11 protein-coding genes are annotated in these 12,044 nt (G+C 58.5%); 5 read left to right on the forward strand and 6 right to left on the reverse strand.

What is annotated here, in order from left to right; genetic code table 11:
• Positions 1–62: 62 nt before the first annotated feature.
• Positions 63–380 carry a tetratricopeptide repeat protein gene (locus ALTERO38_RS19985; RefSeq protein WP_159969463.1) on the forward strand — a complete coding sequence of 106 codons (318 nt, stop codon included), beginning with the start codon at positions 63–65 and terminating at the stop codon, positions 378–380.
• Positions 381–412: 32 nt separating this feature from the next.
• On the opposite strand, the gene ALTERO38_RS19990 is transcribed toward ALTERO38_RS19985, so the two are convergent.
• The 3 genes from ALTERO38_RS19990 to ALTERO38_RS20000 form a co-directional block, all read right to left on the reverse strand.
• Positions 413–688: a PilZ domain-containing protein gene (locus ALTERO38_RS19990; protein ID WP_148925728.1), complete on the reverse strand. Its 276-nt coding sequence runs from the start codon at positions 686–688 to the stop codon at positions 413–415.
• A gap of 28 nt (positions 689–716) precedes the next feature.
• Positions 717–1,604 (reverse strand): lysophospholipid acyltransferase, encoded by an 888-nt coding sequence (locus ALTERO38_RS19995; RefSeq protein ID WP_159969464.1) that lies wholly within the window; start codon positions 1,602–1,604, stop codon positions 717–719.
• 72 nt (positions 1,605–1,676) lie between these two features.
• A complete protein-coding gene (locus ALTERO38_RS20000) occupies positions 1,677–2,243 on the reverse strand; it encodes a DNA-3-methyladenine glycosylase I (protein WP_159969465.1) in 567 nt (188 codons plus the stop codon).
• A 140-nt stretch (positions 2,244–2,383) separates the two neighbouring features.
• Between ALTERO38_RS20000 and glyQ the strand changes: the two genes are divergently transcribed.
• Genes glyQ through ALTERO38_RS20020 form a run of 4 tightly spaced genes read left to right on the forward strand, consistent with a single transcriptional unit; the run spans position 2,384 to position 6,663 of the window.
• On the forward strand, positions 2,384–3,331 hold the full coding sequence (gene glyQ, locus ALTERO38_RS20005; RefSeq protein WP_102837667.1) for a glycine--tRNA ligase subunit alpha: 948 nt from the start codon (positions 2,384–2,386) through the stop codon (positions 3,329–3,331).
• Entirely contained in the window at positions 3,328–5,382 is a 2,055-nt protein-coding gene (gene glyS, locus ALTERO38_RS20010) for a glycine--tRNA ligase subunit beta (protein ID WP_159969466.1), read from the forward strand. Before glyQ ends, glyS begins: the two co-directional genes overlap by 4 nt.
• A 4-nt stretch (positions 5,383–5,386) precedes the next feature.
• Positions 5,387–5,929, forward strand: coding sequence for a D-glycero-beta-D-manno-heptose 1,7-bisphosphate 7-phosphatase (gene gmhB / locus ALTERO38_RS20015; protein WP_102837710.1), 543 nt, complete (start codon positions 5,387–5,389; stop codon positions 5,927–5,929).
• Positions 5,926–6,663: a 1-acyl-sn-glycerol-3-phosphate acyltransferase gene (locus ALTERO38_RS20020; protein ID WP_102837665.1), complete on the forward strand. Its 738-nt coding sequence runs from the start codon at positions 5,926–5,928 to the stop codon at positions 6,661–6,663. The genes gmhB and ALTERO38_RS20020 overlap by 4 nt, the downstream gene beginning before the upstream one ends.
• A 68-nt stretch (positions 6,664–6,731) precedes the next feature.
• Here the strand turns inward: ALTERO38_RS20020 and ahpF are convergent, their stop codons facing one another.
• The 3 genes from ahpF to recF all read right to left on the reverse strand — a co-directional run bounded on the left by ahpF (position 6,732) and on the right by recF (position 12,037).
• On the reverse strand, positions 6,732–8,297 hold the full coding sequence (gene ahpF / locus ALTERO38_RS20025; protein ID WP_159969467.1) for an alkyl hydroperoxide reductase subunit F: 1,566 nt from the start codon (positions 8,295–8,297) through the stop codon (positions 6,732–6,734).
• Positions 8,298–8,513: 216 nt separating this feature from the next.
• Complete coding sequence (gyrB, locus tag ALTERO38_RS20030) at positions 8,514–10,928, reverse strand: DNA topoisomerase (ATP-hydrolyzing) subunit B (protein WP_148925721.1); 2,415 nt, start codon at positions 10,926–10,928, stop codon at positions 8,514–8,516.
• Positions 10,925–12,037, reverse strand: a complete 1,113-nt coding sequence (recF, locus tag ALTERO38_RS20035; protein WP_148925720.1) for a DNA replication/repair protein RecF — start codon at positions 12,035–12,037, stop codon at positions 10,925–10,927. Before recF ends, gyrB begins: the two co-directional genes overlap by 4 nt.
• Between the last annotated feature and the right edge of the window lie 7 nt (positions 12,038–12,044).

Consider the following 12,044-nt stretch of genomic DNA (forward strand, 5'->3'; position numbering starts at 1 on the left):
GATGGAGCGAGTACGCCACTGCTTCGGCGGCTACCGCAGGTTTGAATTTCCAGGGGAGCGCGATGATCGAATCACTGCAGAAGATGCTGGCCAAGGGCATGGACAACCCCATGCTGCGCTTCGGGCTGGGCAAGGGTTATCTGGACGCTGGTGACGCTGCAGAAGCCGCGATTCACCTGCAACGCAGCGTCGAACAGGATCCGAACTACTCTGCCGCCTGGAAACTGCTCGGCAAGGCACGACAGGCCAGTGGAGATCTAGACGGCGCGAGGCGCGCCTGGGAACAAGGCCTGCTCGCGGCGCAAGCGCATGGCGACAAGCAGGCCGAGAAAGAAATGGACGTGTTTCTTCGCAAACTCAACAAACCGGCCGGCAGCTAGGCCAGCCGCTCAAGCCTGGGCGGGCTGCTGAATCAGTCTTCTTGCTGGACGAAGCGCAGCCCAACACCTTCGGCATCGACCCGCATCACTTCCATTTGCAGCACCGGCGCGGGAATCGGGAGATCCTGAACCTGCCCACTGACCGTCATGCCCGGCTGCAGCTCGGTCAGCTGCGGGTGTTTGACATACACGCCGCCATCGGAGAGATCGCGGGTGTGCGCGAACACTTCGCCAAATGATTCATGGGTGATGCGGATGCGGCACTTCATCGGTGCGCGCGGATGCTGTCGCTGATTCGGGTTGCTCATTGAAGTCCCTTTGCTGGATGAGCTGTCGTTAATACCAGCGTTTTTCGCCGGCGGGTCGCTTTTTGAAGCGCTTCATGGTCCACATGTACTGGCTCGGCCAGGTACGCACATAGCGCTCGATGACGCCGCTCATGGCCGCCACCGCGACCTCGACATCCTCGTCGTACATGGCAGGCGGCGCCGCCTCGAGGATCACCTTGTAGCCCGAACCGTCATCCAAGCGCAACGCATGAAGAAACACGCCCACAGCCTTGCCGCCCGTGAGCATGCCGGGCACAAACTTGCTCGTCAGCGCTTGCGTGCCGAGGAACGGCACGAACACGCCAGCGCCTTCGCTGGGTTCCGGATCCGCCGGTATGCCCACGGCGCCGCCCTTACGGACTTCCTTGATGACGCTGATGATGCCTTCTCGAGTCGAGGGTGCGACCTTGTTGCCCAGCTGGACACGCTGGCGTTGCAGAAGATCATCGACCGCCTTGAGCTTTGGTGGGCGATAAAAAATGATGGGTTTGCACTGTGCGCAGTAGAAGTGATTGAGCACTTCCCAGTTGCCGAGATGACTGGTGATGCCCACCACACCCTTGCCTGAAGCCAGCGCCTGCTCCAGGACCTCAAGGCCCTGGACTTCCTTGACCAGACGCAGCGTCTTGTCTGCTGGCCAGATCCAGGCGCAGGCACTCTCAGTAAAAGCCATGCCGATCTGCTGCAGGCTTTGTCCGAGCAAGCGCTCCCGTTCGGCAGTTTCGAGTTCTGGAAAGCATTTGGAAAGATTGATCCGGGCGACTTCGCGAGAGCGGTTGGGTAGCTTCCACATCAGCCAGCCAATGAAGCGACCCGACCCCTGAACCGCGAGCCAGGGGAGTAGGGCGAACAGGCGCAGAAAGCCAACCACCAGCGCACCTTTGAGCTTGTCCAAGGATCTCTCCCGAAAAATCAAAGACGCTAGTGTAACTGCTTCGTGCAGTTGGCAACTCCTGAAGCCGTCACGTCAGGCGCTGCTCGCGGTTGTTGCCAGCTCCGGGTACTGATCACAGTCCGTGGTGTGGTCCATGACCATGCCGCACGCCTGCATAAAGGCGTAACAGATGGTCGGCCCGACAAAGCTGAACCCGGCCTTCTTCAACGCACGGCTCATCGCCTCCGCTTCGGCGGTTACTGCCGGAACCTGGCTGATCGAGTCGAAATGGTTGATCTTCGGTTCGCCACCCACAAAGGACCACAACCAACCGGCCGGATCGTCCAGCTCGAGCCAGCGCTGCGCATTGCACCGTGCGGCTTCCAGTTTTCGACGGTTGCGGATGATGCCGGCGTCGAGCATGCGTTCGTCGATTTCGGCATCGGTCATCTGTGCCAGACGCTTCGGATCGAAGCCGAACAGCACTTGGCGATAACGCTCTCGCTTGCGCAATACCGTGATCCAGGACAGCCCTGCCTGTGCACCTTCGAGAATGAGAAATTCGAAGAGGACCTGGGGATCACGGGTAGGCACGCCCCACTCGCTATCGTGGTATTCGATGTACAACGGGTCGTCATTGCACCAGGCGCAACGCGGCATGTTTTCAAGTCCTTGAACGAGGCGAATGGCAGATCGGAAAGTGGGAGTGGCGATACGCCGTAGAGCACCCGTCACCACGGGTTCGAGCCGTTATCGGGTATACTCCGAGGCTTTCTGTCGAAGCCAGCACAGGTGAAATTTTGACTCAGCCTACGCCTGCCGTGCGCACCTTCCAAGACCTGATCCTAGCCCTGCAAAACTACTGGGCAGAGCAGGGGTGTGTCGTTCTGCAACCCTATGACATGGAAGTCGGCGCCGGTACCTTCCATACCGCCACCTTCCTGCGCGCGATCGGTCCCGAGACCTGGAACGCTGCCTATGTGCAGCCCTCGCGCCGGCCCACCGACGGCCGCTATGGCGAAAACCCGAACCGCCTGCAGCATTACTACCAGTTCCAGGTGGTCCTCAAGCCCAACCCGGAGAACTTCCAGGAGTTGTACCTCGGTTCGCTCAAGGCCATCGGGGTCGACCCACTGGTCCACGATATCCGCTTCGTCGAAGACAACTGGGAATCCCCGACATTGGGCGCCTGGGGTCTGGGCTGGGAGATATGGCTCAACGGCATGGAAGTCACTCAGTTCACCTACTTCCAGCAAGTAGGCGGCATCGAGTGCTATCCGGTGACCGGCGAAATTACCTACGGCCTCGAGCGACTGGCCATGTACCTGCAAGGCGTTGACTCGGTCTACGACCTGATCTGGACGGATGGCCCGTTTGGCACCGTCACTTACGGCGATGTGTTCCACCAGAACGAGGTGGAGCAGTCCACCTACAACTTCGAGCACGCCAATGTGGAAAAGCTGTTCGAACTCTTCGACTTCTACGAATCGGAAGCCAACCGGTTGATCGAACTGGAGCTGCCGTTGCCCACCTATGAAATGGTGCTCAAGGCCTCGCACACCTTCAACCTGCTGGATGCGCGCCGGGCTATCTCGGTCACCGCACGGCAGCAGTACATCCTGCGTGTGCGGGCGCTGGCTCGCTCGGTCGCGCAGAGCTATTTGCAGGCGCGCGCCAAACTCGGCTTTCCCATGGCCACCCCGGACCTGCGTGACGAAGTACTGGCCAAGTTGGAGGCAGCAGAATGAGTGCACTGGATTTCCTGGTCGAGCTCGGCACCGAAGAGCTGCCGCCCAAGGCCCTGGGCAAACTGTCCGACGCGTTCCGCGCAGGCATCGAGAAGGGCTTGAAGGACGCCGGCCTCAAGCATGGTCGGGTGCAGGCCTTCGCCGCACCTCGGCGTCTGGCGGTATTGATCGAGCAGCTCGACACCGAACAGCCTGACCGCAGCACCAACCTCGACGGGCCGCCTCTGCAGGCGGCCTTCGACGCCGAAGGCGAGCCGACCCAGGCGGCCTTGGGCTTTGCTCGCAAATGCGGCGTTGATCTGGCAGAAATCGACCGCAGCGGCCCGAAACTCAGATACAGCCGTTCGATACCCGGCCAGGCAACCTCCGAGCTGCTTCCGGCTATCGTCGAAACATCGCTCAACGAGTTGCCGATCCCCAAGCGCATGCGCTGGGCCTCGCTTAGGGAAGAGTTCGTCCGGCCGACGCAGTGGCTGGTCATGCTGTTCGGTGATCAGGTCATCGATTGCACTATTCTTACGCAACGCGCCGGTCGCGAATCGCGCGGGCATCGCTTTCACAGCCCGAACCCGGTCCGCATTTCCAAGCCAGCGAGCTATCTGGAAGACCTGCGCGGCGCTTACGTCATCGCCGATTTTGCTGAGCGTCGCGAGCTGATCGCCAAGCGGGTCGAGCAGCTGGCCAGCGAGCAGAGCGGCCGCGCCATCGTGCCGCCAGCGCTGCTGGACGAGGTGACGGCGCTGGTCGAGTGGCCTGTACCGCTGGTGTGTTCCTTTGAAGAACGCTTCCTGGAAGTGCCGCAGGAAGCCTTGATCACCACCATGCAGGACAACCAGAAGTATTTCTGTCTGCTGGACGCCAACGGCAAGCTGCTTCCGCGCTTCATCACGGTTGCGAACGTTGAATCCAAGAATCCGGCTCAGATCGTTGCAGGTAACGAGAAGGTGGTGCGCCCGCGCCTCACCGACGCCGAGTTCTTCTTCAAGCAGGACAAGAAACAAGCGCTCGACAGCTTCAACGAACGCCTGAAAAACGTGGTCTTCCAGGCTCAACTCGGGACTGTCTACGACAAAGCAGTGCGCGTCTCCAAGCTGTCCGCGTTTATCGCCGAGCGCACTGACGGCAATGCGCAGTGGGCAGCACGCGCGGGCCTGTTGAGCAAATGCGACCTGGCTACCGAAATGGTGGCCGAGTTTCCCGAAATGCAGGGCATCGCGGGTTACTACTACGCTGTCAACGATGGTGAACCCACCGACGTCGCCTTGGCACTGAATGAGCAGTACATGCCCCGCGGTGCCGGTGCAGAGCTACCCAGCACCCATACAGGCGCCATCCTGGCTGTGGCCGACAAGCTCGACACCCTGGTCGGCATCTTTGGCATCGGCATGCTTCCCACAGGCAGCAAGGATCCCTACGCACTTCGCCGCGCGGCTTTGGGCATCCTGCGCATCCTGATCGAGAAGCGCCTGGATCTTGATCTGGTCGCCGCGGTGCGCTTCTCCATCAGTCAGTTCGCTGGCCAAGTGAAAACCGAGGGCTTGGCCGATCAGGTTCTCGAATTCATCTTTGATCGCCTGCGTGCACGGTATGAGGATGAAGGCGTCGAGGTGGCATCCTATCTGGCGGTTCGTGCCGTTCGGCCGGGCTCGGCCCTCGACTTCGATCAGCGCGTGCAAGCCGTACAGGCGTTCGGCAATCTGCCGGAGGCCGAGGCCTTGGCTGCAGCGAACAAGCGTGTCTCGAATCTGTTGAGCAAGTTCGAGGCGAAGCTGCCAGCCACCGTCGAGCCACGTTACTTCGACAGCGCTACCGAGTTCTCTTTGTATTCTGCGCTGCAGCAGGCCGAGCAAGCCGTGCAGCCTCTGGCTGCGGATCGACAGTATCGCGAGGCGCTTGAGCGTCTGGCGCACCTGCGCGGCCCGGTGGATGCCTTCTTTGAGGCGGTATTGGTCAACGCCGAAGACGCTTCGGTCCGCGCCAACCGCTATGCCTTGCTTGCCCGGTTGAGAGGATTGTTCCTTGGCGTTGCCGATATTTCCGCACTTGGCTAAGCCGGTGAAGCTGATCGTGCTGGATCGCGACGGCGTGATCAACGAGGACTCTGACGCCTATGTAAAGAGTCTGGATGAATGGATTCCGATTCCAGGCTCGATCCAGGCGATCGCAAGGTTGTGCAAGGCCGGCTGGACAGTGGCAGTCGCCACCAACCAGTCGGGCCTTGCCCGAGGTCTGTTTGACGCAACTACGCTCGGCGACATGCATTTCAATATGCAGCAGCTAGCAATGGAAGAGGGTGGTCGCATCGACTTGATCGTGCACTGTCCGCATGGTCCCGACGATGGTTGTGATTGCCGCAAACCGCTGCCCGGCTTGTTCCAGCAGATCGCAGAACACTTCCATCTGGACGATCTCAAGGGCGTTCCGGTGGTAGGTGACAGTCAACGCGATCTGGTTGCTGGCATGCGTCTTGGCGGCCTGCCTTATCTGGTTCGCACCGGAAAAGGCTTGAAAGCTTCAGACGGTACGCTGCCACCTGGCACCCAAGTGTTCGATGACCTGGCTGCCGTGGTCGATCATCTGTTGGGAGCGAAACGATGAGCGCCTTGCTGCCGATTCGCATCGTCCTGTTCTACCTGTTGCTGTCATTCACGGCGTTTGCCTGGTGTTTGGTCAGCCTGGTGTTCGCACCCTTCATGTCATTCCGCACACGCTACCGGTTCGTGGTCCAGACCTGGTGCCGCAGCGCCGTCTGGTTAGCCAAGACCGTTATCGGTCTGCGTTATGAGGTGAGCGGTGCGGAAAACGTGCCGGAGAAGCCCTGCGTGATTCTGTCCAAGCACCAGAGCACCTGGGAAACGTTTTTCCTTTCGGCTTACTTCGAACCATTGAGTCAGGTGCTCAAGCGCGAACTGCTCAACGTGCCGTTCTTTGGATGGGCAATCCGGCTGCTCAAACCCATTGCGATAGACCGTGAGAATCCCAAGGAGGCGTTACGTCAGGTCGCCAAGCAGGGACTGGAACGGCTCGAGCAGGGTGCCTGGGTGTTGATCTTTCCAGAAGGTACTCGCGTTCCCGTTGGCCAAGTCGGCAAGTTCTCGCGCAGCGGTGCGGCGCTGGCAGTCAACGCCAAGCTTCCGATTTTGCCTGTCGCGCACAATGCCGGTACGTTCTGGCCCAAGTCCGGTTGGGGCAAGCGACCTGGGGTCATTCAGGTGGTCATAGGTCCTGCTATGCATGCCGAGAGCGAAGGTCCCCGGGCTGCAGCTGAGCTCAACCAGCGCGCCGAAGACTGGATCAATTCGACCGTGGCGGAATTGGAACGCAACGTTTGACCTAAAAAAATAGGGCAATACAAAAGGGGAGCAGACTGATGTCTGCTCCCCTTTTTTTACCCCAACGTTCAGTCTTCGACCGAGCTGCGAATCAAATGATCGAAGGCACTCAGCGAGGCTTTCGCGCCTTCGCCAACGGCGATGACGATCTGCTTGTATGGCACCGTGGTGACATCACCTGCCGCGAAGATGCCCGGCAGCGAGGTCTCGCCACGCGCATCGACGATGATCTCGCCGCGTGAGGTCAGCTCTACCGTACCTTTCAGCCAATCAGAGTTGGGCAACAGGCCGATCTGCACGAAGATACCTTCCAGTTCCAGCTCATGGAATTCACTGGAGTTGCGGTCCTTGTAGGTCAGGCCGATAACCTTCTTGCCGTCGCCGATGACTTCACTGGTCAGCGCACTGGTGATCACGGTGACGTTGGGCAGGCTGTGCAGCTTCTTCTGCAGCACCGCATCGGCACGCAGCTGGCTGTCGAACTCGAGCAAGGTGACCTGAGCGACGATACCCGCCAGGTCGATCGCCGCTTCCACGCCCGAGTTACCGCCGCCAATCACCGCGACGCGCTTGCCCTTGAACAGCGGGCCGTCGCAGTGCGGACAGTAGGCTACGCCACGGCCACGGTATTCCTGCTCGCCCGGGACGTTCATTTCGCGCCAACGCGCACCGGTCGCCAGGATCAGCGTCTTGGCTTTCAGCGAGCCACCATTTTCGAGCTTGATCTCGTGCAGACCGCCTTCGCTTGAAGCGGGAATCAACTGCGCCGCACGCTGCAGGTTCATGATGTCGACGTCGTATTCGCGTACGTGGTTTTCCAGCGCACGGGCCAGTTTCGGACCTTCGGTCTCGTTGACCGAGATGAAGTTCTCGATGGCCATGGTGTCCAGCACCTGACCGCCGAAGCGCTCGGCGGCAACACCGGTACGGATGCCCTTACGCGCCGCGTAGATGGCCGCTGCAGCGCCGGCCGGGCCACCGCCGACCACGAGCACGTCGAAGGCGTCCTTAGCGCTGAGTTTCTCGGCATCACGCGCCGAAGCGCCGGTGTCGAGCTTGGCGAGAATTTCCTCTTCACCCATGCGGCCCTGACTGAACAGCTCGCCGTTGAGGTAGATGCTCGGCACGGACATCACCTGGCGCACCGTGACCTCTTCCTGGAACAACGCACCGTCGATGGCGACGTGACTTATATTCGGGTTGAGCACAGCCATGAGGTTCAGTGCCTGAACCACGTCGGGGCAATTCTGGCAGGACAGCGAGAAATAGGTTTCGAAGTTGTATTCGCCGTCGAGGTTCTTGATCTGCTCGATGACGTCAGGCGCGGTCTTGGACGGGTGACCGCCCACCTGGAGCAGGGCCAGTACCAAGGATGTGAATTCGTGGCCCATCGGAATGCCGGCGAAACGCAGGCTGATGTCGCCACCGATGCGGTTGAGCGCAAATGATGGCCGGCGAACGTCGTCACCGTCGGTGCGCAGAGTGATCTTGTCGCTCAGGCTGGTGATATCTTCCAGCAGGCTGAGCATTTCCTGGGACTTGGCGCCGTCACCGAGGGACGCGACGATCTCGAACGGCTGGGTGACCTTTTCCAGATAGGTTTTGAGTTGCGATTTCAGGTTGCTGTCGAGCATGTCGATTACCCCTTACTCAGAAGCTTATTAAAGGAAGCGGTTGAATTTAGATGGACCTAGCTTAAGAGCTGGAGAGGAGTTCGGAAAATTGATTAAACGAAGCATGACGATTAAACGAAACTATACGGTTCAAATGGCGACGTTCCACGTGAAACAAAAAACCCGGCCTAGGCCGGGTTTCTTGCTATTGCTTACTGACGATTATCTCTTCTTTTATCAAAAGTCCAGGTTGGAGACAGCCAGTGCATTCGACTCAATGAAGTCACGTCGGGGTTCTACAGCATCCCCCATGAGGGTGTTGAAGATCTGGTCTGCACCAATGGCATCCTCGATCGTGACTTTGAGCATCCGACGTACTGCCGGATCCATCGTGGTTTCCCACAGCTGATCAGGGTTCATTTCACCCAGCCCCTTGTATCGTTGAACGCTGTGACGTCGCGTACCTTCGGTCATCAGCCAATCAAGAGCTTGCTTAAACGTGGAAACCGGCTTTTTGCGCTCACCACGCTGAACATAGGCTCCTTCCTCGAGAAGGCTGTTCAGCTTGTCACCCAGCACTGTGACTGTCTTGTAGTCGTTACTGCCGAAGAAGTCGCGGTTGAAGGTGATATAGCTCGCCAACCCGTGCGAAATGATCTCGACTTCCGGAAGCCACAGATTGCGCTCTTTGTCTTCGCGCAGACTTGCCTTGTATGCCAGGCCAGATCGTTCAACGCCTTTCAGCAGCGCAGCGTAGGGCTCTAGCCAGGCCTGCATCGCTGCGTGATCACCCAACTGCTCGACAGTCACCCTGGGCAGATAGATAAAATGCTCTGTCAGCTCCTGTGGGTACAGACGCGATAGACGTTGAAGCGTTTTCATCACGGTACGGTAGTCGTTGACCAGACGCTCTAGCGCCTCACCGGACAAGCCGGGCGCGTGCTCGTTGACGTGCAGGCTGGCGTCTTCCAGAGCCGACTGGGTCAGGTATTCGTCCATCGCCTCGTCGTCTTTGATGTACTGTTCCTGCTTACCGCGCTTGACCTTGTAGAGCGGCGGCTGCGCGATATAGACGTAACCACGTTCAATCAGCTCGGGCAGCTGGCGGAAGAAGAACGTCAGTAGCAACGTCCGGATGTGAGAACCGTCAACGTCGGCATCGGTCATGATGATGATGTTGTGGTAGCGCAACTTATCGATGTTGTACTCATCGCGACCGATACCACAGCCGAGCGCGGTGATCAGGGTGCCCACTTCCTGCGATGAAATCATCTTGTCGAAACGAGCTTTCTCGACGTTGAGGATCTTGCCCTTGAGCGGCAGGATGGCCTGGGTCCTGCGGTTGCGGCCCTGCTTGGCAGAACCGCCCGCGGAGTCACCCTCCACGATGTAAAGTTCGGAAAGGGCAGGGTCCTTTTCCTGGCAGTCGGCTAGCTTGCCGGGGAGGCCCGCGATGTCCAAGGCACCCTTGCGTCGAGTCATCTCGCGCGCTTTGCGTGCTGCTTCACGTGCTCGCGCAGCATCGATCATCTTGCCAACTACGGCCTTCGCCTCGTTGGGATGCTCGAGTAGAAAATCTCCGAAGTGCTTACCCATCTCCTGTTCTACGGCGGTCTTTACTTCGGACGAAACCAGCTTGTCCTTGGTCTGCGAGCTGAACTTCGGGTCCGGCACCTTGACCGAAATGATCGCGGTCAATCCTTCGCGCGCATCGTCACCTGTCGTAGCAACCTTGTGCTTCTTGGCCAAACCTTCCTGTTCAATGTAATTGTTCAGGTTGCGCGTTAACGCCGATCTGAAACCGGCCAGATGCGTTCCACCGTCGCGCTGAGGGATGTTATTGGTGAAGCACAGTAGGTTTTCATTGAAGCTGTCATTCCACTGCAGCGCTACCTCGACACCGACACCATCGTCACGCTGTACATTGAAGTGAAACACTTCATTGACCGGCGTCTTGTTGGTATTGAGATAGGCCACGAAGGCACTGAGCCCACCTTCGTACTTGAACAACTCTTCCTTGGCGTTGCGCTCGTCGCGCAGGATGATTCCGACACCGGAATTCAGGAATGACAGCTCACGCAGCCGTTTGGCGAGAATATCCCAGCTGAAGTGAATATTCTGAAAGGTTTCAGCCGAGGGCTTGAAGTGGATTTCAGTCCCCGAATCTTCGGTTTCTCCGACTGCGGCGAGCGGGGCTTGCGGTACACCGTGGCGGTAGGTTTGTTCCCAAACCTTACCTTCCCGGCGAATTGTCAGGATGAGCTCCTCGGACAGGGCGTTCACTACCGAAACACCCACACCGTGAAGGCCGCCGGAAACTTTGTAGGAGTTGTCGTCGAACTTACCGCCTGCGTGCAGAACAGTCATGATGACCTCCGCTGCAGACACGCCTTCTTCGTGAATGTCTACCGGAATGCCACGACCATTATCGCGAACGCTGATCGATTCATCGACATGGATAGTGATCGAAATATCGCTGCAGTGACCTGCCAAAGCCTCATCGATCGAGTTATCGACGACTTCGAAGACCATATGGTGCAGACCAGTTCCATCGTCCGTATCGCCGATATACATGCCGGGGCGCTTACGTACGGCATCAAGGCCCTTGAGCACCTTAATACTGGACGAATCGTACGTGTGGTTTTCGCTCATGCCTTCACTCCCGAGGGGCCGTGGTCTTGGGCTATCGCTCCATGTTCCACGTGAAACATTGAGACTGGCGTGTCGCAACACCAGCCTTCTCGCAATATGTTCGAATCAACACAGGTGATAAATACCTGGCAATTCAACTGTTCAAGCAACCGGCACAACGCAAGCCGGTGCTGATCGTCCAATTCGGACGGTAAGTCGTCGACCAAGTAGATACACTGGCCGCGCTTGGCTTCGCTTACCAGATGACCTTGAGCAATCCGCAACGCGCACACCACCAGCTTCTGCTGGCCGCGGGATAGGGTCTCCGCGGCATTATGGTTAGCAATACGCAATCGAAGGTCAGCCCGCTGGGGACCCGCCTGAGTGTGTCCCATGAGCCTGTCTCGTTCGATTGAAGCCGCAAGCACTTCACTCAGAGAACGTCCTTTATCCCAGCCACGGTAGTAGCTGAGCTGAAAACCTTCGAGGTCCAAAAGCGCCGCCAGAGTGGCCTCGAAAATCGGCTTCAGCGCCTGAATATAAGCCCGTCTGTATCCATCGATTTCATCGCTCGCGGCGCTTAATTCGCGGCTCCAGGCCACCTGAGAAGCGGGGTCAAGTGTACCATGTCGCAGCCACGAGTTACGTTGCCTCAGAGCCTGTTGGAGACGCTGCCAGACCTGAATAAAGCGGGGTTCCACGTGAAACACACCCCAATCCAGAAATTGGCGGCGGAGCTTGGGGGCACCCTCAAGCAAGCGGAAACTGTCCGGATTGATCAGCTGTAACGGTAAGGCTTCAGCCAATTCCGCTGCGCTTCGAACGGTCTGCCCATTAATCCGAATGCGCGCTTCACCGCTGCGATCTCGGGAGATTCCCAGGGCGCTCGACTGACCATCAGCCATTTCGACCTGTCCAAAAACCGTGCAGCTGGAATGCTCATGACTAATGACAGGTGTTAGACGTGTACTGCGGAAAGAACGGGCCATTCCAAGAAGATGAATCGCCTCGAGGAGACTGGTTTTCCCGCTACCGTTATCACCGTAGAGAATATTGACACGAGGGGAGGGGTTTAGCGTCACCGGCTGCAGATTGCGAATGCCGGTGACGGAGATGCGGCTAAGTGACATTCAATGA

Source organism: Pseudomonas sp. 9Ag (genome assembly GCF_902506445.1).
Taxonomy (GTDB): Bacteria; Pseudomonadota; Gammaproteobacteria; order Pseudomonadales; family Pseudomonadaceae; genus Stutzerimonas; species Stutzerimonas stutzeri_AB.